The 24,085-nt window shown below is 36.5% G+C and carries 25 protein-coding genes; 19 read left to right on the top strand and 6 right to left on the bottom strand.

What is annotated here, in order from left to right; genetic code table 11:
- The first annotated feature begins 34 nt into the window (after positions 1-34).
- The 5 genes from H560_RS0109635 to H560_RS0109615 all read left to right on the top strand — a co-directional run bounded on the left by H560_RS0109635 (position 35) and on the right by H560_RS0109615 (position 3,850).
- Positions 35-670: a DUF4241 domain-containing protein gene (locus tag H560_RS0109635; RefSeq protein WP_027379857.1), complete on the top strand. Its 636-nt coding sequence runs from the start codon at positions 35-37 to the stop codon at positions 668-670.
- An 83-nt stretch (positions 671-753) separates the two neighbouring features.
- On the top strand, positions 754-1,644 hold the full coding sequence (locus H560_RS0109630; RefSeq protein ID WP_027379856.1) for a ribokinase: 891 nt from the start codon (positions 754-756) through the stop codon (positions 1,642-1,644).
- Between the two features lie 87 nt (positions 1,645-1,731).
- The gene (locus H560_RS0109625) at positions 1,732-2,571 is read left to right on the top strand and encodes an alpha/beta hydrolase family protein (protein ID WP_027379855.1); all 840 of its coding nucleotides are present in this window, start codon (positions 1,732-1,734) and stop codon (positions 2,569-2,571) included.
- Positions 2,572-3,216, top strand: coding sequence for an HD domain-containing protein (locus tag H560_RS0109620; protein ID WP_027379854.1), 645 nt, complete (start codon positions 2,572-2,574; stop codon positions 3,214-3,216).
- 40 nt (positions 3,217-3,256) lie between these two features.
- Complete coding sequence (locus H560_RS0109615) at positions 3,257-3,850, top strand: hypothetical protein (RefSeq protein WP_027379853.1); 594 nt, start codon at positions 3,257-3,259, stop codon at positions 3,848-3,850.
- Between the two features lie 43 nt (positions 3,851-3,893).
- Here H560_RS0109615 and H560_RS0109610 read toward each other — a convergent pair whose 3' ends face one another.
- The 5 genes from H560_RS0109610 to H560_RS0109590 all read right to left on the bottom strand — a co-directional run bounded on the left by H560_RS0109610 (position 3,894) and on the right by H560_RS0109590 (position 8,398).
- Positions 3,894-4,124 carry a hypothetical protein gene (locus tag H560_RS0109610; RefSeq protein WP_027379852.1) on the bottom strand — a complete coding sequence of 77 codons (231 nt, stop codon included), beginning with the start codon at positions 4,122-4,124 and terminating at the stop codon, positions 3,894-3,896.
- Positions 4,125-4,316: 192 nt separating this feature from the next.
- On the bottom strand, positions 4,317-5,207 hold the full coding sequence (locus H560_RS0109605; RefSeq protein WP_027379851.1) for a DUF72 domain-containing protein: 891 nt from the start codon (positions 5,205-5,207) through the stop codon (positions 4,317-4,319).
- 103 nt (positions 5,208-5,310) lie between these two features.
- Positions 5,311-6,981 (bottom strand): ribonucleoside-diphosphate reductase subunit alpha, encoded by a 1,671-nt coding sequence (locus H560_RS0109600; RefSeq protein WP_262486269.1) that lies wholly within the window; start codon positions 6,979-6,981, stop codon positions 5,311-5,313.
- Between the two features lie 94 nt (positions 6,982-7,075).
- On the bottom strand, positions 7,076-7,420 hold the full coding sequence (locus H560_RS0109595; protein WP_027379849.1) for a hypothetical protein: 345 nt from the start codon (positions 7,418-7,420) through the stop codon (positions 7,076-7,078).
- A 3-nt stretch (positions 7,421-7,423) separates the two neighbouring features.
- Positions 7,424-8,398, bottom strand: a complete 975-nt coding sequence (locus tag H560_RS0109590) for a ribonucleotide-diphosphate reductase subunit beta (protein WP_027379848.1) — start codon at positions 8,396-8,398, stop codon at positions 7,424-7,426.
- Positions 8,399-8,822: 424 nt separating this feature from the next.
- On the opposite strand from H560_RS0109590, the gene H560_RS0109585 reads away from it, so the two are divergent.
- The 5 genes from H560_RS0109585 (at position 8,823) to H560_RS0109560 (ending at position 15,176) form a co-directional block, all read left to right on the top strand.
- A complete protein-coding gene (locus H560_RS0109585) occupies positions 8,823-9,512 on the top strand; it encodes an ABC transporter ATP-binding protein (protein ID WP_027379847.1) in 690 nt (229 codons plus the stop codon).
- A 124-nt stretch (positions 9,513-9,636) separates the two neighbouring features.
- A complete protein-coding gene (locus tag H560_RS0109575; protein ID WP_027379846.1) occupies positions 9,637-10,866 on the top strand; it encodes an ABC transporter permease in 1,230 nt (409 codons plus the stop codon).
- Positions 10,867-10,950: 84 nt separating this feature from the next.
- On the top strand, positions 10,951-12,222 hold the full coding sequence (locus H560_RS0109570) for an ABC transporter permease (protein WP_027379845.1): 1,272 nt from the start codon (positions 10,951-10,953) through the stop codon (positions 12,220-12,222).
- A gap of 101 nt (positions 12,223-12,323) precedes the next feature.
- Positions 12,324-13,520 (top strand): efflux RND transporter periplasmic adaptor subunit, encoded by a 1,197-nt coding sequence (locus H560_RS0109565; RefSeq protein ID WP_027379844.1) that lies wholly within the window; start codon positions 12,324-12,326, stop codon positions 13,518-13,520.
- 129 nt (positions 13,521-13,649) lie between these two features.
- Entirely contained in the window at positions 13,650-15,176 is a 1,527-nt protein-coding gene (locus tag H560_RS0109560) for a glycosyltransferase family 39 protein (RefSeq protein ID WP_027379843.1), read from the top strand.
- Between the two features lie 15 nt (positions 15,177-15,191).
- Here H560_RS0109560 and H560_RS0109555 read toward each other — a convergent pair whose 3' ends face one another.
- Positions 15,192-15,569 (bottom strand): Fur family transcriptional regulator, encoded by a 378-nt coding sequence (locus tag H560_RS0109555; RefSeq protein WP_027379842.1) that lies wholly within the window; start codon positions 15,567-15,569, stop codon positions 15,192-15,194.
- A gap of 120 nt (positions 15,570-15,689) precedes the next feature.
- Here H560_RS0109555 and H560_RS0109550 point away from each other — a divergent pair, with 120 nt between their 5' ends.
- The 9 genes from H560_RS0109550 to H560_RS0109510 all read left to right on the top strand — a co-directional run bounded on the left by H560_RS0109550 (position 15,690) and on the right by H560_RS0109510 (position 24,085).
- On the top strand, positions 15,690-16,595 hold the full coding sequence (locus H560_RS0109550; protein WP_027379841.1) for an NAD(P)/FAD-dependent oxidoreductase: 906 nt from the start codon (positions 15,690-15,692) through the stop codon (positions 16,593-16,595).
- A gap of 100 nt (positions 16,596-16,695) precedes the next feature.
- Positions 16,696-17,022, top strand: coding sequence for an ArsR/SmtB family transcription factor (locus H560_RS0109545; RefSeq protein ID WP_027379840.1), 327 nt, complete (start codon positions 16,696-16,698; stop codon positions 17,020-17,022).
- A 111-nt stretch (positions 17,023-17,133) separates the two neighbouring features.
- Positions 17,134-17,604: a DUF6428 family protein gene (locus tag H560_RS0109540; protein ID WP_027379839.1), complete on the top strand. Its 471-nt coding sequence runs from the start codon at positions 17,134-17,136 to the stop codon at positions 17,602-17,604.
- A 132-nt stretch (positions 17,605-17,736) separates the two neighbouring features.
- Positions 17,737-18,150: an arsenate reductase ArsC gene (locus tag H560_RS0109535; RefSeq protein ID WP_027379838.1), complete on the top strand. Its 414-nt coding sequence runs from the start codon at positions 17,737-17,739 to the stop codon at positions 18,148-18,150.
- Positions 18,151-18,258: 108 nt separating this feature from the next.
- Entirely contained in the window at positions 18,259-19,524 is a 1,266-nt protein-coding gene (gene glyA / locus H560_RS0109530) for a serine hydroxymethyltransferase (protein WP_027379837.1), read from the top strand.
- Between the two features lie 61 nt (positions 19,525-19,585).
- On the top strand, positions 19,586-20,044 hold the full coding sequence (locus H560_RS0109525; protein WP_027379836.1) for a regulatory protein RecX: 459 nt from the start codon (positions 19,586-19,588) through the stop codon (positions 20,042-20,044).
- 6 nt (positions 20,045-20,050) lie between these two features.
- A complete protein-coding gene (locus H560_RS0109520; RefSeq protein WP_155844988.1) occupies positions 20,051-21,199 on the top strand; it encodes a DegT/DnrJ/EryC1/StrS family aminotransferase in 1,149 nt (382 codons plus the stop codon).
- 99 nt (positions 21,200-21,298) lie between these two features.
- A complete protein-coding gene (locus H560_RS0109515) occupies positions 21,299-23,227 on the top strand; it encodes a polysaccharide biosynthesis protein (RefSeq protein ID WP_394330257.1) in 1,929 nt (642 codons plus the stop codon).
- Positions 23,228-23,263: 36 nt separating this feature from the next.
- A complete protein-coding gene (locus H560_RS0109510) occupies positions 23,264-24,085 on the top strand; it encodes a polysaccharide biosynthesis/export family protein (RefSeq protein WP_228372452.1) in 822 nt (273 codons plus the stop codon).

The raw sequence follows: 24,085 nt of genomic DNA, 5'->3' as shown, positions 1-24,085 counted from the left end.
AGCCTGACACCGTAGAAAAAGTAGTAAAGAAAAAATGACACACCTAGAAAACATAAAAAAGCTATTCTCAAAAAACTTCGTGGAAAGTCCGGTACTGGAAAGCTTCGAAGTCGGGAAAATCTATCTGTCCAGTGGAAAGCTCGTCGCTTGCGATCCTTTGATCACCAATGACATGCAGCCTTTTACCACGGAATTTCCTAAAGGAGAATTTACCGTTTTGCTGCATAAAGAGAGAGAAAGTAATTGTGTGGCTTATGCCGAAATTATTTTTGCTAATTCTGAAATTTCTGACTGGAAGCTGGCGACTACAGCGGGTCAGAATATAAAGGACCTGTCTGAAGGAGAGGTTTTTGGATATCCTGTGGAAAGCGGAATGGGGTGTTTTATGGATGTGGATACCCAAACCAGTCTTAATGAGCTGGAACAAAAACTATATCAGAGAAAAGGAGGAGATTTTATGGGAATTTATGAAGAATTTTTCCATGATCATTTCTTTGATGAAAATGGAGCGATTGATCAGTATGCTTTTTTAAAGCCGTCAGAAAATCATCCCGGAACTATTTTTGCCTTTGAAACAGGCTATGGCGAGGGTTTTTATGCCAGCTACATAGGATATAATAAAAAAAACAGCCCTGTAAAAATAATTACTGAATTTATTGAAATAAGTTAATTAAAGTTAATTATATTTGAAACAGTCCATCCTTATTATAAATTTGTCCAAATCAACACAATATTAAAACTAATCAAAACACAATGAATTTCTCATCAGAACAGCCGAAAATCATCGTTGTAGGAAGCTCTTCCATCGATCTTGTCCTTGAAACGGAAAAAGTTCCATTTGTCAACGAAACTGTTATCGCCCGGAATTCTGAAAGCTATTTCGGAGGTAAAGGGGCCAATCAGGCCGTGGGAGCTGCCAGATTGGGAGCAAGTGTTTATTTTATAGGCTGCGTAGGTATGGATCCTCTGGGCCAGCAGATCATGAGAAACATGGTCAGTGAAAATGTAAATGTAGGCTTTGTTTTCGAAACCGATCAGGAAGCAACAGGAACAGCTTATGTAACCACGTCAGATGGAAGTGCGGCAATAGTGGTAGTTCCTGCCGCAAACAACTATTTAAGCATTGAGCATGTAGAAGCGGCCGACAAATATTTTCACACAGCAGATATGGTTCTTCTTCAGCTTGAAGTTTCAATGAAAGTGATAGAATATACCATTAAAAAAGCAAAAAAATATGGTAAAAAGGTAGGTCTTTATGCCTCACCAGCACAGCCGCTTGATCATGATATCCTGGAAGATGTGGATTTTATCATAGTAAAAAGCAGTGAGCTGGAAATAGTTTTTGGAGAAGAACAGCGGGAAGAAATTCTTAAAAAATATTTCAATAAAGTTTTTGTAAGGGATGATGTGAATTCTACCATTTATTTTGATGGGACAGAAATGAAATACTGCAGAAACGATAAAGATAAAACAGTCTACAAAATGGGGATGGGGGATGCCTTCACAGCCGGTTTTGCCATTGCGCTGTGCCATAAGAACCCAATCGAAGAATGTGTAAGATTCGGGAATGAAGTTTCGGCAAGGGTTTCCGGTAAAAAAGGATCTCAGACGGGTCTTCCGAGAGTTTCAGATTTCTTCTCATAAGCTATTTGCTACATATCGAAAGTATAAGAACGATACTTGAAATACAAACTAAAATTTCCACTTTTATAGTGGATTTTTTCTTTATTCATGGAAAAGCTGACCCTTATCAATCAAAGCGGCGTATCGATTACCGCTCATCTTTTTTCACCTGAAAAGAAGAATGATAAACTATTGCTCATCAATTCTGCCACTGGTGTAAAACAGCAGGTTTACTTTTCATTCGCCCGGTATTTTTCTGAAAACGGATTTACGGTCCTTACCTACGATTATCATGGAATAGGGCTTTCCAAACCCCAAAACAGGAAAAGCATCAATGCTTCCATGAGAAGCTGGGGCGCTGAGGATTATAAAGCTTTGACGGATTACATTAAAACAAATTTTGAGGATTATCAGAAGTTCTGTCTCGGCCATTCTGTGGGCGCCTTGATTTTAGGGATGAATAAAGATTCAGAAATGTTTCAGGAATTTGTATTTGTAGGAACCCAGAATGCTTTTGTAGGAAATTTAAAATTCAGAACAAAAATTGAAGCTTATTTAGGTTTCGGAATCGTTCAGCCGATAACTACCGGATTGTTAGGCTATTTCCCGGCAAATTGGTTTGGACTTGGAGAAAGTCTTCCAAAAAATTGTGCATTTGACTGGAGAACCTTAATTTTAAACAGGAAATCAACCAATGGCCTGCTTGAGAAAATTGATGATTATTCTAAAAATTTAACCCAAAAAGTATTTGTGATCCGGGCTGAAGATGATGTCTGGCTCACTGAAAAAGGAGTAAAAAGCCTTCTGAACGATACATACCCTAATCTTAAGCCTACTTACAGATTAATTAAAACATCAGAGTCGGAGAAGGGTGAAATAGGGCATATAAATTTTTTTAGAAGCTATAATAAGAAGCTCTGGAATATTATTTTAAATGAATTGATATAAATGAAGAATTTGATAAACAATACGGTAGAATTTGTAAAAGAAAAACTGGAAGGTGCAGAAGCGGGACACGATTGGTTCCATATCGAAAGAGTCTGGAAACTGTCAAAAAAAATCGCTGAAACAGAAGAATGTAATCAGGAAGTCGTAGAATTGGCGGCCCTGCTGCATGATATTGCAGATCCTAAATTTCATCATGGCGATGAAACCATTGCATTACAGGTTTCCCGTGACTTTTTAGAAAGCCAGGATGCTTCGGAAGAGCTAATTGAGCAGGTTTTGTTTATCATCAAAAATATTTCATTTAAAAACAGGGGAGAGGTGCCGGAAAACCTGCCCGTTGAGTTGAAAATCGTTCAGGATGCCGACAGGATTGACGCGATAGGAGCTATCGGTATCGGGAGAACCTTCAACTTTGGTGGCTACAAGAATAACCCGATGTATGACCCGAATATTGAGCCAAAACTCAATATGCCCAAAGAAGAATACAAGAAATCAAACGGAACCACCATCAACCATTTTTACGAGAAACTGTTGCTGCTTAAAGATCTTATGAATACCGAAAAAGGCAAAGAAATAGCAGGACAGAGACATGATTTTATGCTGAAATTTCTCGATCAGTTTTATAAAGAATGGAATGTTGATTAGCATCCCTGTAAAACTTTCTTAAAAACAGTATCTTTGCAACATGGTATTTGTGATTTTGCTTATTTTCTGGGCGTTGGTCTTTTCTCTTATTTTGTCTAAAATAAAAAAGGGAAAAGGTGCTGAATGGGCAAAAATATTCAGAATTATCACGCTGGTTTTTTCAATCTCATTTTTTACATATTGGTTTATTAAAAGAAGTGCGGTAGGTATTGTAGAAAATTCTGTTGCCTTGCAGGTGATTAATAAGCTTCCGCAGCCTTTGGATTTTTATGTGATTAATATTAACAATCCTGAAGCGAATAAAGCCATTGAAACTAAGCATATCGGAAAGATACGGCCGGAATACTACAGAATAGAATACCTAGCAATGGAAAAATCCGACGAATACTGGATTGTCGGTTATCTGGGTAAGAAAAATCTTGTCTATTTTTCACAGCATTCTGTTCCGAACAAAAATATTGATCAGATCATTGAAGTCCAAAATTATATTAACCAGAGTGTAAAGCTTTCTGATATTGCAAAAAAGCAGGTGGAAGCTTACAATTATGAAAATATAAAAGTAGGAATCTGGGTAACGCTGGATTTTCTGCTCCTGTTTCTCAATCTGGCCTTATTGATCAGAAAAAGAAGATAATCCCTACTTATTACCAATAGGGATTTTTACGGCTAATGAATAATTAAGGATAATCAAGAATAAGCATGATCCTTTCCTTAAATTCTTCCGGGCAGTTTCTGATAAGCTTGTCTTTATTTTGTTTGCTTATTTGCTTAGGTTCCAGCCATTCTGTAACATCAGAGCTAAGGCTGTTATTGTCATATACCCTTTTTATTTTATCATCTTCATAAAAAGTATATGCATCACCCAGCCAGCTGGAGGTGATACTGATGGTACAAATTTCCTTTTCCATTTCAGTGTTTTTTTGAGAGTTCAACATTTGTATAATATGATACTTTCTAATTTAACTAATTTTGGAATATAAAAGAAATATTGTGAGTATTTTTTTTTATTGGGTATAAAGGTGAATTATTTTTATTAAAATCGTATTTTTTATGATAATTTGATTTTATATTTAATTTATTGAGATAAAAATTTATTAACATTAAAATAATGTTCCCGTAACATCAGTTCCCATTTTAGGGATATGGATGTCGGTTTTCCACTCTTCGTTCATTTTTTTGATGAAATAAGCAGACAATAACGGAGATGCTTTTTCAATATTCTGATGTACAAAAAAGTAGATGTTTTGAAGGCCCTCGTCTTTCCATTTAGCGAGGCGCTCCATCCAGTCATCGAGACGGGCATAATCACTTTCTGCATTGGCTCCCACATATCGGATGAATGCATTGGGAGTTGTGAGGCGCATGTGAAGCATATCCCTTCTTCCTGCGGTATCTACAATGATATTTGTGATATTATGGGCTTCAAAAAGGTCACAGGTTGTGTTGAAAATATCTTCGTCCGTAAACCATTCCGTATTTCTGAGCTCAATAGCTAAAGGAACTTCTTTTGGCCAGTCTTTTACAAATTTTTCAAGCCTTTCGTAATCCTTTGGTTTAAAATTATCGTGAAGCTGCAGGAAAACCATTCCTAATTTTTGGTCAAAATTCAAAACGGCCGTTGCAAATTGAGTCACAACATCTTCAATATTCAAAAGCCTTCTGAAATGGGAGACTGTATTGGTTATTTTCGGGAAAAATTTAAAATCTGCCGGGGTTTTTTCCTTCCATGTCTGGACCTGCTCAGGAGTGGGCATTCCGTAGAAAGTAGCGTTCAGCTCAATGGAATTGAATTGTGTTGAATAATATGCCAGTTCGTCCTTCGTTCCCTTTGGGTAAAATCCTTTGAGGTCGGTTTTATTCCATTTTGCACATCCTATTGAGATATTTTCCAAGCCTTTTTTGTTCTGTTTTAAAATTTCTTTTGTTCTTGGATGATCTTTAGGTAATGTAAAATCTATTTTCGAGGGATCTTCTACTTGTCCGAATTTCATATTTGAAGTTTTTTAGGCATTAAACATTTAAACAAATATAAAAAAAACACGCTTTAAAAAGCGTGCTTTAATGAATATGTTGATGTTTATTATTTGGGAATCCTTAAGCTTCACAAGATGAGCAGGTAACAAAGTTTACCATCATTTCTTTAGAAACAGAAGAACTTCTTTGATAATAAAGGGTTTTTACTCCTTTTTTCCAGGCTTCTATGTAAAGGTAATTTACGTCTTTTACAGGCATTGTAGAAGGAATCTGCAGGTTTAATGACTGTGCCTGATCGATATACTGCTGTCTTTGGGCAGCCTGAGAAATAATCTCCATCGGAGAAATCTCTTTAAATGTTTTGAATACTGCTTTTTCTTCTTCGGTCAATTCTTTTAAGTGCTGTACAGAACCATGGTTCAGCATGATTGTTCTCCATGTTTCTTCATTGTCAAGACCTTTTTCCTCTAATAATTTTGCTAAGTATTTATTCTTACGCATAAAGTTTCCTTTTGCAAGACCAGCTTTATAGTAGTTAGAAGCAAACGGCTCGATTCCCGGAGAAGTCTGTCCCAAAATTGCAGAACTTGAAGTCGTAGGAGCGATAGCCATAGTCGTGGTATTTCTTAATCCATAACCTTTCAGCAATTCCGGTTCACCGTAGATATTGGCTAATTCTCTTGAAGCCTGTTCTGCCTGCTCTTTGATGTGTCTGAAAGCTCTCGCGTTGAATTGAGTGGCTTCAAAACTTTCAAACGGGATCATATTTTTCTGCAAATAAGAGTGATATCCTAAAACTCCCAGTCCAAGCGCTCTGTGACGCATGGCGAAGTTTCTTGCTCCCTGAAGGTAATAATTTCCTTCTGTTTTGTCAATAAATTCTGATAAAACGGCATCAAGGAAATAAATGGCTAATTTCACGGCACCGGTATCTTTCCATTCGTCATACAATTCCAGGTTCATAGATGATAAACAGCAGATGAAAGATTCTTCCATAGAAGAAGGAAGCATGATTTCAGAGCAAAGGTTACTTGCATTTACCGTTAAGCCTAAGTCTTTATAAACCTGTGGCTTATTTCTGTTTACGTTATCTGTGAAGAAAATATATGGAAGACCTTTTTGCTGACGGCTTTCCAAGACTCTTGCCCAGATTTTACGTTTTTCCATATCTCCGTCTATCATATCCTGCATCCAATAATCTGGAACGCAGATTCCTGTAAACAGGTTTTGGATCGGGCTTCCGATATCTTTAATGGATAAAAATTCTTCAATATCTCCGTGGTCGATATCAAGATAAGCTGCGAAAGCACCTCTTCTTACACCGCCCTGAGAAACAACGTCCATTGCTGTGTCAAACAATTTCATAAAAGAAACAGCTCCTGAAGATTTTCCGTTGTCTGTTACCGCTGTTCCTCTGTTACGAAGTTCCCCGAAATATCCTGAAGTTCCACCCCCGATTTTAGTCTGCATGATCACTTCACCCATTTTGTGGGTAATTCCCTCGATGCTGTCCGGAATGTGAACGTTAAAACAAGAAATAGGAAGACCTCTCTGAGTCCCCATATTGGCCCAAACCGGCGATGAGAAACTGATCCACCCTTTGGTAATCATTTCTTTAAAAGCAGGTTGAAGCTCTGGTTTGTAAAGTCTTTTTGCAGCGGCAGTGGTAATCCTGTCGATGGCTCCTTCTACAGTTTCCCCTTTCAGCAAATAGCCTCTGTTCAGCATTTGCTCAGACTCTTCATTGAGCCACCATATATTTGTATTTTGTTCGTCCATAGGTTTGTATATTTTCGAATTCCGGAGCGATTTTAAGGCTCAGGAATTTTGTTTGCATTTTTATTTGTAAGCTCCAAAAAGAACGTGTTTTTGTTATTGCAAATCATTATTGCAAATCAGGAATTTCATTTAGATAATCGAAAAGCTCTGATGTTATGGTGTCAATTTTTTTCTTTTGTTTTAACCAATTTTCACGATATCTTTTATTTCTTTTTTTATAATCATCATGCAATTCACCAGGAATATCTGCTTTAAAAATATCCGCATCCATCCATAGTGAAAGTAATTTATTACTCATTACTTTATCATTTTCTCTTAAATATGAAATTAAATTTAATAAAGTTTCTGAATAACTTTGTATAAAAGGATAAGACGGATTTAGTCTTTGAGATTCAATAATATCAAGATAAAAACGATTTAGTTGTTGTTTTGCGTATTCTAAATTATTCATAATTTAAAATAAATCATTCGCCGTAATACTCTTATCGTGCTTCGTGTAATCCACCGGTCTTTTTGCAAAGAAATCATCCATAGAATTCGCGAAAACCTCTTCCTCGAACCAAACCATTGGTCTGTATTGTTCAGGGCTTACGTTGTACCTTGTGTTCATGTTGATTTTCTTTAAACTGTCATCTACACGGTATTTCATGAAGTTTAATAAATCTTCTTTTGAGAAAACGCTTAGTTCGCCCAATTCAAAGATCCAGTCAAGGATTTCGCCTTCCAGCTCTACCGACTGGTCCACTAATGTATAGATATCTTCAATGTCAGAATCCGTTAATAATTCCGGCTGCTCTTCTCTGATTTTGTTGATTAAATAAATTCCGGCATTAGCGTGAATCTGTTCATCTACAGAAGTCCATGCAATGATATTAGAAACATTTTTCATGAATCCTTTAAACCTTGTGAAAGAAAGGATGATGGCAAACTGAGAGAAAAGTGAAACATTTTCAATCAGGATACTGAATAATAAAAGAGATGAAACGTACTCTTTCGGAGTAGCGGAATTTGCATGTTTAAGAACATTGGTAAGGAAATCGATTCTCTTTTTTACGGAAGGAATTTCTACAACGTGAGTAAATTCTTCGTTATAGCCCAACACCTCAAGTAAGCGGGAATATGCCTCTGAATGACGGAATTCACATTCTGCAAAAGTAGCTCCGAGACCGTTCAGTTCCGGCTTTGGCATGTGGTTATACAGGTTTCCCCAGAATGTCTTTACGGACACCTCAATCTGTGCAATCGCCAGGAGGGCATTTTTTACAGCATGTTTTTCGTGCGGTTCCAACTGTGAATGAAAATCCTGAACATCTGCAGTAAAGTCCACTTCAGAGTGCACCCAGAATGATTTGTTGATCGCTTCTACAAATTGAAGAACCTCAGGGTATTCAAATGGCTTATAACTTACTCTTTTATCAAAAATTCCCATATTAAAAATGTCTTAAAATTAAATAAATCGATCAATGTGGATAAAGTTCAAAAAATATTCAACAATCTGATTATTTGCAACTTATAAATAAAAGTTATCAACTGAGAAATGCTTCTTATTTTTTGTAATGTGCAAGTACAAAGTTAGAAAACAAGAACTGTATTTAAAAGGGTGAAACACTAAATGATTGAGTTTTAACCTTAAAAGTTTTCCACATTTACATGAAAACCGCTTAGATATTGACTTACACAGCATTATCATGTAAAAATAGATGTTATCAGTAATTTACAATTAAACACTTTTGTGTAAAGTACTATTAATTAGGTATAAAATAGTTAAACAATAATTTATTTAAAGAAATTTTTATTCTTGTAACAAATTGAAATTATCATCTACTTATTATTCATAAAACATACATCACTTAATGTTAGTAATTCAGGATTTACATAAATCGTACGATACGGGAAAAAGCAAGCTCCACGTTCTCAAGGGTATTAACCTTAATATCGCTGAAGGTGAATTTGTTTCAATCATGGGGAGTTCCGGTTCCGGAAAATCTACCCTCCTTAATATTATAGGTATTCTTGATGAAAAAGATTCCGGAATCTATGAGCTGGATAATGTTCCCATTGAGCATTTATCTGAAGTAAAGGCGGCGGAATACAGAAGTAAGTTTCTGGGATTTATTTTCCAGTCTTTTAATCTGATCGGGTATAAAACAGCCCTGGACAATGTGGCTCTTCCTTTATATTATCAAAATGTTCCAAGAAAAGAACGTAATCAGAAAGCGATGGAATACCTTGAAAAAGTAGGGCTTGCACAATGGGCAAACCATTTGCCGAACGAGCTTTCCGGGGGGCAGAAGCAGAGGGTGGCCATTGCAAGAGCTTTAATTACCGACCCGAAAGTGGTTTTAGCGGATGAGCCTACCGGAGCATTAGATTCTAAGACAACACACGATATTATGAAGCTTCTTCAGGATATCAATAACGAAGGCAAAACCATCATCGTTGTAACCCACGAGCCGGATGTAGCCGCACAAACGAAAAGAAACGTTGTTTTACGAGACGGAATCATTGAAAGTGATGAGTTTATTAAGCAGTTGGTTTTATAGGATGGAAGTTGGAAGATGGAGGCTGGAAGAATGAAGAAAAAGAAGATGAAGTTTTAATAATAAAAAATAAATCAGCGGAAAGATTGGAGACTTCCATCAGGCTTCCCGCTTCAAATCTAAATATATGTTCGACCTAGATCGCTGGCAGGAAATATTCAGTTCTATTCGCAGTAATGTATTGCGGACGGTGCTGTCAGGTTTTACCGTGGCTTTGGGCTTATTTATTTTCATTGTTCTTTTCGGGATCGGAACGGGGCTGCAGAATGCTTTCACACAAGGATTTGCAAGAGATGCCCAGAACCTTATCTCGATTGCAACAGGGAAAACAACCATTGCTTATAACGGGCTTCAGTCTGATCGGCAGATAACCATGAATAATTCCGATTATGATTTCTTAGTTAATATCGATAAAGAAAAAGTAGGAAGTTCCACACCAAGATATACCGCCAATTTATTGGTAAAATACGGCAAAGAAAGCGGAAATTACCAAATCAACGGCGTTCTGCCTGAAGAGCAGGTGATCGAAAACCGTAAAATCCTGGAAGGGCGATATCTGACACCTACTGATTTAGACAGAAAACAAAATGTGGCAGTAATCGGAAGGATGGTTCAGCGGGATTTGATTAAAAATGCAAGCCCGGTCGGTAAAGAACTGAATATCAACGGAACCATGTTCAAAGTGGTAGGTGTTTTTTCAGATGACGGGGGTGACTGGGACGAGAGGCATATTACCGTACCTATTTCAACGCTTCAGCAGATGAAAAAAGGTTCGGATACGGTGAGCATTAATTATATTGCTTACAATGACAAACTTACCCCGCAGGAGGCCATAAAATACGGAGACGAAATAAAAAGCAGGCTAAAGGCCCGGAAAAATGTAGCTCCTGATGACGAAAACGGAATCAGGGTCTGGAATAATGCCCAGAATATGAGCGATACTTTTACCTTCATGGCTGTTCTTACCGCAATTGTAGGATTTATCGGGATGGGAACTTTGCTGGCAGGAATTATCGGGATCAGCAATATCATGGTTTATATTGTAAAAGAAAGAACTAAAGAAATAGGGGTAAGAAAGGCCATTGGAGCTAAGCCGGGAAGCATTGTTGCCCTTATTGTTCAGGAAAGTGTTGTCATTACGGTGATTTCCGGGCTGATAGGAGTAGGATTGGGAGTTTTGGCTTTGTATCTAATCGGGGACAGTCTGGAAGACTATTTCATAAAAAGCCCAAGTGTAGGATGGGGGCAAATAATTGCAGCCTTTATTGCGCTTGTTTTTTCAGGATTGATTGCAGGATTTGTTCCGGCATACAGAGCCTCAAAAATTAAGCCTATTGAAGCATTGAGATCGGAGTAAGTTATGAGTTATAAATTGTGAGTTATGAGTTTTAGGAAAGTAATTTCTTAATTTTTCAATCTTTTAATCATTTAATAAAATACAGTGAACATAATATTTAAAAAAGATACTTGGCAGGAAATTTATTATTCTTTGAGGAATAATAAGCTTCGAACATTCCTTACCATGATTGGTGTGGGTTGGGGTATGTTTTTGTATGTAAGTTTGCTTGGAGCGGCAAAAGGTATGGAAAATGGTTTCGATAAATTATTTTCAGGATTTGCGACCAATTCTATCTTCCTTTGGGCACAGAATACGTCAATCCCTTACGAAGGATTTCCAAAAGGGCGCCAAATGCATCTTCATCTTTCTGATATAGAAATGCTGAAAAGAAAAATTCCTAATATCGACTATATTTCTCCTCAAAACTCAAGGGGAAGCTTTACCGGAACACCCGGAGAAGCCATGTCCAGAAACGGGAAAAACGGAACTTATTCTTTAACAGGGGATTATCCGGTAGGAAATAAAATTTCAGAGAAAAAATTAATTTTCGGGAGGTATATTAATGATGCCGATGTTTCCGGGAATAAAAACGTAGCCGTCATTGGTGAAGAAATATATAAGAACTTCTTTGATGCCAAAAAGAACGAAAATCCACTTGGGAAATCCATCAATATCAAAGGAATTTTCTTTAATGTAATCGGAGTTTTCAGAGTAAAAAAAGGGGGCGGTTTTGAGAATGACCAGACGGTTTTTATTCCGCTTTCCACCTATACGAAAATTTATAATGTTGCAGACCAGATCGATATGTTTGCTATTGTAAGCAAACCGAATGCGAACGTAAATGCCGTGGAAGAAACCGTAAAATTAGAATTAAAATCAAAAAATAAGGTCTCACCGGAAGATACCAACGCTTTTGGAAGTTTCAACCTTGGAAAAGAATTTAAAAAGCTGACAGGCTTTTTAACAGGAATGCAGCTTTTAACCATTATTGTAGGAACCCTGACGATTCTTGCAGGGGTAATTGCTATTTCCAATATCCTTTTAATCACCGTAAAAGAAAGAACAAAAGAAATAGGAATCAGGAGGGCTTTAGGCGCAAAACCTTCGGAAGTAAGAAACCAGATTTTGCTGGAAAGTGTGGTCATCACGCTCTCGTCCGGCTTACTGGGCTTTATGTCGGGGATTTTTGTCCTCATGATTTTAGATATGGCAACAAAGGGGCAGGATGCGTTTCCTTTCTATAACCCGACGGTGAACTACGGAAATGTTTTCTCAGCAATGGCAGTAATGGTGGTTTTAGGATTGATCATCGGGATGATTCCTGCGCAGAGAGCAGTGAAAATCAGGCCTATTGAAGCATTAAGAACGGAATAAGCTGTAAGTTATAAATTTAAAGTTATGAGTTATGAGTTTTGCGGCAAATAATTTTTAAATTTTTAAATCATTAAATCTTTTAATAAAAAAATAAACTATATATGAAAAAGAAATTCACTTGGAAAAAAGCCATTTATATTATTCTCGGGCTTTTATTTGCAGTGGCATTGTTCTCGGGAATCGGATATCTGGTAAAATCTAATTCTAAACAGAGCGAAGCTTTCCTTACCAGAAAACCTACGATCCAGAATATGGACGATAAGGTGATGGCAACAGGAAAAATTATCCCAAAAGAAGAAATTGAAATTAAACCAAATATAGCCGGTATTATTGACAAAATCCTTGTGGACGAAGGCGACAGAGTAACGGCAGGGCAATTAATTGCCACGGTAAGAATCGTCCCGAATATTGCTGAGGTTAATAATGCACAGCAGAGTGTTCAGAATTCTCAGCTGCAGATCAATAATGCAAAAATGAACGTGGAAAATGCCCGCAGCCAGTTTGCAATGCAGGAGAAACTGTACAAACAAGGCGTGATTTCCAAGCAGGAATACTTAAATGCCCAGCAGCAGCTCTACACTCAGCAGCAGGCTCTTAAAAATGCAAACCAGCAGTTGGTAACGGCTAAAAATGCTCTTTTAATCGCAAAAACAGGTGCTACTCCGGAATTGCAGGGGCTGGCAACAACTCAGATCCGATCTAAAGCGGCAGGAACTGTTCTTGAAGTTCCTGTAAAAGTGGGTAGCCAGGTAATTGAAGCGAACTCGTTCAATGCGGGAACTACCATCTGTTCTATTGCAGATCTTAATTCTTTGATTTTTCAGGGAGAAATTGATGAAGCGCAGGCTGGAAAACTGAAGCAGGGAATGAGCATGAATATCGTGATCGGTGCCCTTCAGAATAAAACGTTTCCGGGTAAGCTGACTATGATTGCTCCAAAAGGAAAAGATAATAACGGAACCATCAAATTCCCGGTAGAAGGTGATGTGTACAATCCAAACAATGAATATATCAGAGCCGGCTTCTCAGCCAACGGAGAAATTGTGCTGAACTCACAGAAAAATGCATTGCTTCTGGATGAATCTCTTGTTCAGTACGAAAAAAAGAACGGAAAAGATGTTCCTTTTGTTGAGGTAAAACAAAAAGACGGTAAATTCAAAAAAACGTATGTGAAGCTTGGTGCAAGCGATGGTATCAATGTTCAGATTTTGTCAGGACTTGATAAGAATGCAGATGTGAAAGTCTGGAATCCGTCTGATAAGGACAAAGAAGAGCTGAAAGAAAAAGCGAAAAAATAGTAAACTAACACTATAAATTTGAACTGTTGAATCCTGGGATATTATTTCTCAGGATTTTTATTTATGTTAAAAACAATGTAACAAAAACATCCTTCAAAATGTTTTAATTTTAGATATCAAAACCCAGCCATGAAAAAAAGCCATTTCATTCTTCTCTTTTTTGTCTTTGTAAAATTTATCCTTCAATATTCATTAATCAATCCGGAATATGAGCTCCACCGCGATGAATACCTGCACCTGGATCAGGGAAATCATCTGGCTTGGGGATATTTATCAGTTCCGCCGGTTAATTCCTGGTGGGCTTTTATTATTAAACTTTTAGGGAGCTCGGTATTTTGGGTTAAATTTTTCCCTGCCTTATTCGGAGCACTAACTATCGTTGTCGTCTGGAAGATGATAGAAGAGCTGAAAGGAAATCTTTATGCACAGATTTTAGCGGCCACGGGAGTTTTATTTTCTGTTTTGCTTCGGTTGAATATGCTTTTCCAGCCAACTTCTTTAGAGGTTTTGCTGTGGACTTTGCTGTATTTTATTTTGATTAAATATTTTAATTCCGAAAAAATAAAATGGCTTTATGCGGGTGCTGTAGTTCTGGGAATCGGCTTTTTGAACAAATATAACATAGCTTTTTCGATATTGGGAATAGTTCCGGCGATACTTTTAACAAAGCAAAGGGAAATTTTCCTTCAGAAGCACCTGTATTTTGCTGCAATATTAGCTTTAATAATTATCTCACCGAATATTATATGGCAGTATCAAAATGGTTTTCCGGTCATTCACCATATGAAGGAGCTGTCAGAAAGGCAGCTCGTAAATGTTGATCGCGCGGACTTTTTGAAATCTCAGGTTTTGTTTTTCTTAGGATCGGTGTTCGTAATTGGGGCAGGATTGTATGCCTTGATTTTTTATAAGCCATTTGAGAAATTCAGGGCTTTCTTTTTTGCTTACGTTTTTACCATGGCATTGTTTTTATATTTTAAGGCTAAAGATTATTATGCAATCGGTCTGTACCCGGCCTATATCGCTTTCGGCTCAGTTTTTCTGGCCCAGCTTTTTGAAAGAAGCAGATTGGCGAAAGTAATAAAAGTTGTATTCCTTTTAATTCCTGTTTTGCTCTTTATCCCTTTGTATGATGTGGCTTTTCCTAATAAAAGCCCGGAATACATCCTTAGCCATGAGGAAAAATACAAAAAATTCGGGTTGCTTCGCTGGGAAGATGGAAAAGACCATTCGCTCCCGCAGGATTTTGCTGATATGCAGGGCTGGAAAGAATTGGCGCAAAAAGTAGATGAAGAATATGCAAAGCTTTCAAAATCCGGTGAGACGCTGGTTCTTTGCGACAATTATGGACAGGCTGGGGCCGTTAATTTTTATTCTGTCAAAGGAATTCAGGCGGTTTCCTTTAATGCGGATTATATCAATTGGTTTGTTTTGAATAAAAAATATACTAATGTGATTAGAATCAAAGAATTTTCAGAAGCAGAAAATGAGCTGAAAGAAAGCGGTAAATATTTTCGGAATTCTAAAATTTCAGATTCAGTAACGAATAAATTTGCCAGAGAAAAAGGAACAACAATTTTCGTTTTTGAGGGTGCAAAAATAGACGTCAACAAAAGAATTCAGGACGAAATAACTGAAGTTAAAAACGAGTATTAATTAATAGTAACATTTTTAAACAGAACAATCTGCACAATATCCCGAAATAAATCCGTTGAAATTAACAGAAGTATAGCCTTGTGGCAACTTTATATCCATTTCGTTAGGAAGGCATTCTATTTTTCCGCACTTCAGGCATCTGAAGTGGAAGTGATTGTGCTGATGTTTTTTTTCTGAACAATTCATGCAGAAAGCAAAGTAAAACTTACCGTCGTCACTCATTATTTTATGGACAATCCCGTCTTCACAAAAGCTGTTCAGAACCCTGTAAATAGTTGCACGGTCTACGGATTCTCCAAGTTCTTTCTGTAAAATTTCCTGACTTACTGCAGTTTTTGAATTTTTTAATGAATCCAGGATCAGCTGTTTTGTAATGGTATTTCTCTTAGCCATACTGCAAATATAATAAATAAAATATTATTGCGATAATGTCGCATTAAAGAAAATTTGTCTTACATTTGCAACAAGCAACAAGCAACAAGCAACAAGCAACAAGCAACAAATACTAGTAATATGGAAAATAAGTTTGATGTCATCATAATAGGAGGAAGCTATGCCGGATTATCTGCGGGGATGGCTTTGGGAAGATCTTTAAGGAAGGTTTTAATCATAGACAGCGGAAAACCTTGCAACAGGCAGACGCCGCATTCACATAATTTTATTACCCACGACGGAAAAACGCCGAAGGAAATTTCTGATTTGGCTAAAGAACAGGTTTTACAGTACGAAACCGTAAAGTTTTATGACGGAACGGTTGTAAAAGCATCAAAAAACTCAGGAAATTTTGAAATTGAACTTGCAAATAATGAAAAATTTTATGCTAAAAAGCTGATTCTTGCTTCAGGTGTGAAAGATATAATGCCCGATATTGATGGGTTTTCAGAATGTTGGGGAATCACAGTGATTCATTGTCCGTATTGCCACGGATATGAAGTAAAGGGTGAAAAAACGGGTGTTCTTTCAAATGGTAACGGCGATTTACTTTTTGAATTTTCAAAGCTTGTTTATAATTTAACAAAAGATCTTACTTTGTTTACCAATGGTAAATCTACGTTAAATGATGATCAGGTTAAGAAATTATCGGAGAATAATATCAAAATAATAGAAGATGAAATTGAAAAGGTAGAGCATGAAAATGGTAAAATTAAAAAGCTCATCTTTAAAAACGGAAATGAAGCCCCATTACAGGCTTTGTATGCGAAAATTCCTTTTGAACAAAATATAAATACAGAAGATCTGCATCTGGAATTAACGGAGCATGGCTTTATAAAAACAGATCATTTTCATAAAACCAACGTAGAAGGTGTTTTTGCATGCGGAGATAATGTTACAATGATGAGGTCAGTGGCAAACGCTGTCTACCAGGGAAACTTTACGGGCGCTATTGTCAATAGAGAGCTTTCTGAAGAGGAGTTTTAATAATAAAAAATTAATTAACTTTCAATCCTTGCAAACTTTTTGTAAGGATTTTTTTGTCAGTAAATTTTAATATCGTAATATTGCGATACACTTTAAAAGTATGGGAACAACCAAAACAGATTTTTTTACAGACAAGCAAAATAAGCTGGCAACTATTGCAAAAGCGCTGGGTCACCCTGCAAGAATCGCTATTATTGAATATCTTTTAAAGGTAAATGAATGCATCTGCGGAGACATTGTAAATGAGCTTCCATTAGCACAGCCTACCGTTTCACAGCATTTAAAAGAACTGAAAAATGCGGGACTTATCAAAGGGAATATTGAGGGCAATTCTATCTGCTACTGTATTGATGAAAAGGCTTTCGAAGTATTAAATGTATTTTTCTCCAACGTAATTTCTGTTGTAAAAAAACAAAATTGCTGTTAAAAAAATTTGCTTATCTATATCGCAATATTGCATTATAACAATTAAAAAATTAAAATATGAAACTATCAGAAACCATTTATGGTTCGTGAAATCCTAAAAAAAAAATTAAATATGACACTTGAACAAATTAAATCTATTCTGCCTGCCCTGGAAAATGTGGAGTTTGCATTGGAAAGCGGACAGTTTGTACCGGAGCATTTTCATGTAACGGAAATCGGCATGGTCACCAAAAACTTTATAGACTGCGGCGGAACCATCAGAAAAGAAGAAAGGGTAAACTTCCAGCTTTGGGATGCCAATGATTTTGAACACCGTCTGAAGCCGGGAAAATTATTAAACATTATCAAACTTTCCGAAGAAAAGCTGGGAATCGGTGATTTTGAAATCGAGGTGGAGTATCAGTCTGAAACTATTGGTAAGTATGATCTTGATTTTAATGGAAAACATTTTGTTCTGAAGAATAAAATGACTGCTTGTCTTGCTACTGATGCCTGTGGAATACCTCCGCAAAAGGAAAAGCTTAATTTAAGTGAATTGCAGCAACAAAAAGGAAGTTGTGCACCGGGTTCGGGCTGCTGCTAAAAAGATGGTAACTACACTTAAAAAATACAAGAAACCTGTAATAATTACCGCTTCAGTAATTATTCTGCAGCTTATTTTCGGGTTTGATCCTAAGTTTTGTATCATTAATATTATTTGGTTATTTGTTTAAATATGAAAAAAATTTTAGTGCTTTGTACAGGAAACAGCTGTAGAAGCCAGATTGCAGAGGGATATCTGAAATATTTTGCGAACGGTAAAGCGATGGTTTACAGTGCAGGAATTGAAACCCACGGCGTAAATCCCAATGCAGTTGCCATAATGGAAGAAGATGGTATTGATATTTCAGACCAGACTTCCAATAACATCAGCGAATATGAAAATATTGATTTCGATTATGTGATTACCGTTTGTGATAATGCAAAAGAAAATTGTCCGTATTTTCCAACGAAAGCTAAAAAATTCCACTATAATTTCCCTGATCCGGCGAAAGCTGTGGGAACTGTAGAAGAAATCAGGCAGCAGTTTAGAAATGTAAGGGAAGAAATTAAAAAATACTGCGAGATTTTCATTAAAGAAAATGTATAATTGAACAATTGATGAGATTTTAAAACTAAAAATCATAATTCCTGATGCTGAAATCTCAACATAAATTTCGTACTTTTGGGGTGAAAAATTTCAAAAACTAAAAGTAAAATGGACATTATTTTCGACCTGATTGAAAAAGAAAGACAAAGACAATCTCACGGATTAGAGCTTATTGCGTCAGAGAATTTCGTTTCTGAAAACGTGATGAAAGCTATGGGAAGTGTGCTTACGAACAAATATGCTGAAGGATATCCCGGAAAAAGATATTACGGAGGTTGTGAAGTGGTAGATGAGGTTGAAACACTGGCTATCAACAGAGCTAAGGAACTTTTCGGTGTAGATTACGTTAATGTACAGCCGCATTCCGGTTCTCAGGCCAACGCAGCTATTTATCTTGCAGTTTTGAAGCCGGGCGACAAAATTATGGGGATGGACCTTTCTATGGGAGGACACCTTACGCATGGTTCGGCAGTGAATTTTTCAGGAATTCAGTATAATGTGGTTTCCTACGGTGTTCAGCAGGAAACTGGCCTTATAGATTATGACCAGATGAGAGAAGTGGCTTTAAGAGAAAAGCCAAAGATGCTTATTGCTGGTTTCTCGGCGTATTCAAGAGATTTGGATTATGCAAAATTCCGTGAAGTGGCAGATGAAATCGGGGCTACACTTTGGGCGGATATCGCTCACCCGGCAGGTTTGGTGGCAAAAGGATTATTAAATTCTCCATTTGAGCACTGCCATGTAGTAACCACTACAACACACAAAACGTTAAGAGGTCCAAGAGGTGGTATGATTATGATGGGGAAAGATTTTGAAAATACGTACGGACACAAAACACCGAAAGGAGAGATCAAAATGATGAGCCAGGTGCTGGACGGAGCTGTTTTCCCTGGTATTCAGGGTGGTCCGCTGGAGCATGTGATCGCAGGAAAAGCGGTAGCTTTCGGGGAAGCATTGGACGGGCAGTTTGAAACGTATGCAAAGCAGGTGAAGGCTAATGCTCAGGCATTATCAAAAGCGATGACCGACAGAGGCTTCGATATTGTAAGCGGCGGTACGGATAACCATTTAATGCTTGTAGACCTTAGAAATAAAAATGTAAACGGAAAAGAGACTGAAAAAGCATTAGTTCTTGCCGATATTACGTGTAACAAAAATATGGTTCCATTTGATGATAAGTCACCATTTACAACCTCAGGTATCAGACTGGGAACTGCTGCTATTACAACCAGAGGATTGAAAGAAAATGATATGGATACTATTGCAGGATTAATTTCTGAAGTGGTGGATAATATTAAAAATGAAGAAGTTATCGGTTCTGTAAGAAAGAAAGTAAATGAATTAATGGAAGGTAAGGCATTATTCAACTATTAATTGTATATCTTTAATAAAATATAAAGAATGGGCATTTTGCTCATTCTTTTTTATGTAATATATGGAAAAAAAGTCTTTCACTTTTGATGAAATAAAGCTGAAACTGGTCAACTATTGTGTTTACCAGGACCGTTGTCATTATGAAGTTGAACAGAAAATGAAGGAGTTTCTTTTAATAGATGAAGCAAAAGAAGACATAATGCTGTATCTTTTAAAGGAAAATTATTTAAATGAAGAACGATTTACCAGAAGCTATATTCGCGGTAAATTTTATATTAAACACTGGGGAAGGAATAAAATCCGGATCAATCTTAAGCAAAAACAAATTTCCGAGAAATTAATCAGCAAATGTTTTGATGAGATCGATGAGCAGGATTATGAGAAAACCATCCGTAAAATCTACGAAGATTATTACTCAAAGCAAAAAGGATTGAAAGAATATCAGAGAAAATCAAAAACTATAAAATATTTAATAAGCAGAGGTTTTGAATATGACAAAATAAATGATATTTTTGAATAAACATAAATGATAACATACACAAGTTTGAAAGAGAAAAGAATCTGGCTTTCTCCTCCGCATATGGGTGGAAATGAGCTTACATACATACGGCAGGCATTTGATACCAACTGGATTTCCCAATACGGTGCCAATATAGATGAATTCGAGAAAAGTCTTGAAATTTATTTAGGTGAAAACCTGTCTGTTACGGCTTTGTCATCCGGTACGGCGGCCATTCATCTTGCTCTTCGGTTATTGAACGTGCAGGAAGATGATTTTGTGATTTGCCAGTCTTTTACATTTGTAGCTTCTGCTAATCCTATTCTTTATCTCAGGGCGGTACCTGTTTTTGTAGACAGCGAGAAAGATACCTGGAACCTGTGTCCGAATGCTCTTGAAGATGCTGTTAAATACTGTTTGAAACAAGGCAAAAAACCAAAAGCAATTATTGCTGTTTCTTTATACGGAATGCCTTTTAAGGTGGATGAAATTCTCGAGATTTCCAGAAAATACGAAATTCCTGTTATCGAAGACAGCGCAGAAGCATTAGGAAGTAAATATAAAAACAGGCTGTGCGGAACTTTTGGAGATTTATCTGTTATAAGCTTTAACGGTAATAAAATTATTACTACATCAGGAGGAGGAGCTTTAATTTCAAAAAATAAAAAAGATAAAGAAAGGACCCTTTATCTGGCTACGCAGGCAAAGGAAGACAAGCCTTATTACAGTCATTCTGAAATCGGATATAATTATCGTTTAAGTAATATTTCTGCAGGAATTGGGAGAGGTCAGATGGAAGTTTTGGAGGATAGAATTCTTAAAAGAAGGGGAAATCATGAATTTTATAATAATATTTTGTTAAATATTGATGGTATTGAACTTTTTTCGGCCCCAAATGATGATTTTTTTTCTAATTATTGGCTGAATACTATTATTATTGATAAGAATAAATTTTCAAAAGAAAAAATAAAGACAGTTTTTGAAGAAACAAATATAGAAACCAGATACTTATGGAAACCTATGCATCTGCAGCCTTTGTATAAAGATTACAAATTCTTTGGCGGAGATATTTGTGGTATGCTTTTTGAAACTGGATTATGCCTTCCCTCGGGAAGTAATTTAACTAACGCTTGTAAGGCAAGAATTTCTGAAATTTTATCTATTTTTAAGAATTAAATTTAATTTTAAACTATAGATGGAATTTTATTTTAATTTTGCAATGATAAACGGATCAGGTTTTATACCTAATTATATAGATGGGCACAAATAATGACAATGTACGAATCTCTTAGGAGGAAAATTTTTGGCGGAGATAATGTTGTCAATCTCTCGGATGTAAGATATCTTCCCAGATGGATAATTCTTGTAATAGATATTATTATTCTGGTTATATCACTATTCCTTTCAACCTACATTATAGAAAAAATCACTCAGCGGGAATTTATCTACCATGAAGACAAAAGTGTGGTCTTTGCTTCCATCATTTTTGTGAATGTTGTTTTCATGTATATTTTCAAAACCTATGCCGGAATTATCAGGCATTCTACTTTTATAGATTTATTTAAGCTGTTGGTATCATGTTTCTGCACCATGTTTGTGGTAGGAACTATTAATATAGTCTATTTCTGGACAACAGGCGGGAAATTCATCCTTACGCCTTATTTAATTCTTTATTTTATTATTTCCTTTATGGGGCTTTTCCTTTTCAGATTATATGTAAAGGAGTTTTTCCATATTGTAAGGGAGTACAGAAGAAGTACCCTTAAAAAAAGGATTCTTGTTTTGGGTATCGATGAGCAGTCTATTGCCATTGCCAGAGCCATTCTGGACAATCCCAGCCTTCCTTATCATGTCGTAGGTTTTCTAACACAGAGAACAGACTCAAAAAGAGCATCATTACTGGGCAAACCCATTTTTTCCAAAGAAAAGATCGAGAAAAATACAAAAGATGAACTTGTCATTGACGGGGTAATTATCGTTAAAGAAATGATGTCCAAAGATGAAATGAATTCCTGGGTAAATTTATTTCTGGAAAAGGATCTTAGTGTTTTCAAAGCACCGTCTGTACAAAAATTAAGAGACAGTGACCTGGGAGGTTCTATCAGGAATCTTCAGATAGAGGATTTATTGAATAGAAAACCTATCAAAATAGAAAATGAAGAGGTAAAAAGCAGACACTTTAATAAAAATATTCTTGTAACCGGAGGAGCAGGATCTATCGGAAGCGAAATTGTAAGGCAGGTTGCACAATTTAGCCCTTCTTTAATCGTTGTATTGGATCAGGCAGAAACGCCTTTGTATGATATAGAGCTGGAAATGAGGGAGAAATTTCCCAATATCAGGTTTAAATTTGTTTTAGCAGATGTATCCAACAGGCATAGAGTAGAACCATTGTTCCAGATGTATAATTTCTCAATGGTTTATCACGCTGCAGCTTATAAGCATGTGCCTTTGGTTGAAGAAAATCCTCATGAAGGAATATTGGTGAATGTTTTGGGATCAAAAATTATTTCAACACTTTCAAGCAAATATAATGTAAACAGGTTTGTAATGGTTTCTACTGATAAAGCTGTAAACCCTACTAACGTTATGGGAGCCTCAAAAAGAGCAGCGGAATTGTTTGTACAGTCTTTACAAAATGTAGAAGGAAATACTACCAAGTTCATTACGACTAGATTCGGAAATGTTTTGGGGTCAAACGGCTCTGTAATTCCTCATTTTAAAAGACAGATCGAAGCGGGCGGGCCGGTAACCATTACCCATCCTGATATTGTAAGATATTTTATGACGATCCCTGAAGCTTGCGAACTGGTTTTGCAGGCAGGAACTATGGGAACAGGCGGGGAAATATTTGTATTTGATATGGGTGAGCCGGTAAAAATCTTGGATCTTGCCAACAGAATGATAAAGCTTTCGGGCTTTGAACCTAATATTGACATTAAGATAATTTATACAGGCTTAAGACCCGGTGAAAAATTATACGAAGAATTGCTGAGTGATGATGCTAAAACACTTCCTACTCACAATGAAAAAATAATGGTTTCAAAAGATCCTACCATGCAGTTTTCAGAAATAGAAACATTGGTAAACCACATTACTAAAGCTTCTTTGAAGCGTGATAAGGTGGAAGTAGTACGTCTTTTGAAAATAATAGTACCTGAATTTAGAAGTAATAATTCTATCTATGAGGTGCTGGATAAGTAGAAAAATATAAATGTATATTTGCACAATTTTTAAAATATGATGAAAGGTAAAATACTGGTTGTAATATCAGCTTTTTTAATAGTTTCCTGTAAAACTAATCCAAATACCCAAAACGACCTGAACTATATGCAAAATATAGAAAAGGTTGCAATTGATGCTTCTGCCAAAAACTCAAATAATACAATCCAATCTGGAGACCAGTTAGTAATTTTAGTTACGGCCAAGGATATGGATGTGGTAAAGCCATTCAACCAAAATTATTCTTCATCTGAGCTTGTTCAGACCAACTCCATTGCAGGTGGAAATACTCCCAACCAAGGAATGGTAACGGTTTCCGGACCTACTTATATTGTAGATTCTAATGGTGATATTGATTTTCCTGTTTTAGGAAAAATAAATACATCCAATAAGACTTTAGTAGAATTTAAAGAGGAACTTAGGGACAAAATGACAAGATATGTCATTAACCCCACCATCAATGTAAGACTTGTTAATTTTAAAGTGACGGTTTTAGGTGAAGTAAACAGACAGGGGGATTATACTATTGCTAATGGGCAGGGCACAATCCTGAATGCTCTTGGTATGGCTGGAGATCTTACCATGTATGGGAAAAGAGACGATATATTGGTTATTAGAACAGAAAACGGCCAGGTTACTCATGGAAAAGTAAACCTTCAGGATGCTAATTTGATCAATTCTCCTTACTACAATCTTAAACAGGGAGATGCTATTATCGTTGCATCTAATAATTCCAGAGATCTCGCTGCAAAGCAAAATCCTAATACAGGGCTTTACTTAACTGCAATTTCAATCGGTGTTACAGCTATTGCCGTAGTCGTAAGTTTATTCAAGAAATAA

Source organism: Chryseobacterium daeguense DSM 19388 (assembly GCF_000430825.1).
GTDB classification, from domain to species: Bacteria; Bacteroidota; Bacteroidia; order Flavobacteriales; family Weeksellaceae; genus Chryseobacterium; species Chryseobacterium daeguense.
Note: the sequence above shows the minus strand (reverse complement) of the source record. Positions and strands in the feature narration are given on the sequence as shown.

What these genes read in the sequence shown, in the direction of transcription:
- H560_RS0109635 (WP_027379857.1), top strand. Translation starts at nt 35, where the DNA reads ATGACACACCTAGAAAACATAAAAAAGCTATTCTCAAAAAACTTCGTG.
- H560_RS0109630 (WP_027379856.1), top strand. Translation starts at nt 754, where the DNA reads ATGAATTTCTCATCAGAACAGCCGAAAATCATCGTTGTAGGAAGCTCT.
- H560_RS0109625 (WP_027379855.1), top strand. Translation starts at nt 1,732, where the DNA reads ATGGAAAAGCTGACCCTTATCAATCAAAGCGGCGTATCGATTACCGCT.
- H560_RS0109620 (WP_027379854.1), top strand. Translation starts at nt 2,572, where the DNA reads ATGAAGAATTTGATAAACAATACGGTAGAATTTGTAAAAGAAAAACTG.
- H560_RS0109615 (WP_027379853.1), top strand. Translation starts at nt 3,257, where the DNA reads ATGGTATTTGTGATTTTGCTTATTTTCTGGGCGTTGGTCTTTTCTCTT.
- H560_RS0109610 (WP_027379852.1), bottom strand. Translation starts at nt 4,124, where the DNA reads ATGGAAAAGGAAATTTGTACCATCAGTATCACCTCCAGCTGGCTGGGT.
- H560_RS0109605 (WP_027379851.1), bottom strand. Translation starts at nt 5,207, where the DNA reads ATGAAATTCGGACAAGTAGAAGATCCCTCGAAAATAGATTTTACATTA.
- H560_RS0109595 (WP_027379849.1), bottom strand. Translation starts at nt 7,420, where the DNA reads ATGAATAATTTAGAATACGCAAAACAACAACTAAATCGTTTTTATCTT.
- H560_RS0109590 (WP_027379848.1), bottom strand. Translation starts at nt 8,398, where the DNA reads ATGGGAATTTTTGATAAAAGAGTAAGTTATAAGCCATTTGAATACCCT.
- H560_RS0109585 (WP_027379847.1), top strand. Translation starts at nt 8,823, where the DNA reads ATGTTAGTAATTCAGGATTTACATAAATCGTACGATACGGGAAAAAGC.
- H560_RS0109575 (WP_027379846.1), top strand. Translation starts at nt 9,637, where the DNA reads ATGTTCGACCTAGATCGCTGGCAGGAAATATTCAGTTCTATTCGCAGT.
- H560_RS0109565 (WP_027379844.1), top strand. Translation starts at nt 12,324, where the DNA reads ATGAAAAAGAAATTCACTTGGAAAAAAGCCATTTATATTATTCTCGGG.
- H560_RS0109560 (WP_027379843.1), top strand. Translation starts at nt 13,650, where the DNA reads ATGAAAAAAAGCCATTTCATTCTTCTCTTTTTTGTCTTTGTAAAATTT.
- H560_RS0109555 (WP_027379842.1), bottom strand. Translation starts at nt 15,569, where the DNA reads ATGGCTAAGAGAAATACCATTACAAAACAGCTGATCCTGGATTCATTA.
- H560_RS0109550 (WP_027379841.1), top strand. Translation starts at nt 15,690, where the DNA reads ATGGAAAATAAGTTTGATGTCATCATAATAGGAGGAAGCTATGCCGGA.
- H560_RS0109545 (WP_027379840.1), top strand. Translation starts at nt 16,696, where the DNA reads ATGGGAACAACCAAAACAGATTTTTTTACAGACAAGCAAAATAAGCTG.
- H560_RS0109540 (WP_027379839.1), top strand. Translation starts at nt 17,134, where the DNA reads ATGACACTTGAACAAATTAAATCTATTCTGCCTGCCCTGGAAAATGTG.
- H560_RS0109535 (WP_027379838.1), top strand. Translation starts at nt 17,737, where the DNA reads ATGAAAAAAATTTTAGTGCTTTGTACAGGAAACAGCTGTAGAAGCCAG.
- glyA (WP_027379837.1), top strand. Translation starts at nt 18,259, where the DNA reads ATGGACATTATTTTCGACCTGATTGAAAAAGAAAGACAAAGACAATCT.
- H560_RS0109525 (WP_027379836.1), top strand. Translation starts at nt 19,586, where the DNA reads ATGGAAAAAAAGTCTTTCACTTTTGATGAAATAAAGCTGAAACTGGTC.
- H560_RS0109520 (WP_155844988.1), top strand. Translation starts at nt 20,051, where the DNA reads ATGATAACATACACAAGTTTGAAAGAGAAAAGAATCTGGCTTTCTCCT.
- H560_RS0109515 (WP_394330257.1), top strand. Translation starts at nt 21,299, where the DNA reads ATGTACGAATCTCTTAGGAGGAAAATTTTTGGCGGAGATAATGTTGTC.
- H560_RS0109510 (WP_228372452.1), top strand. Translation starts at nt 23,264, where the DNA reads ATGATGAAAGGTAAAATACTGGTTGTAATATCAGCTTTTTTAATAGTT.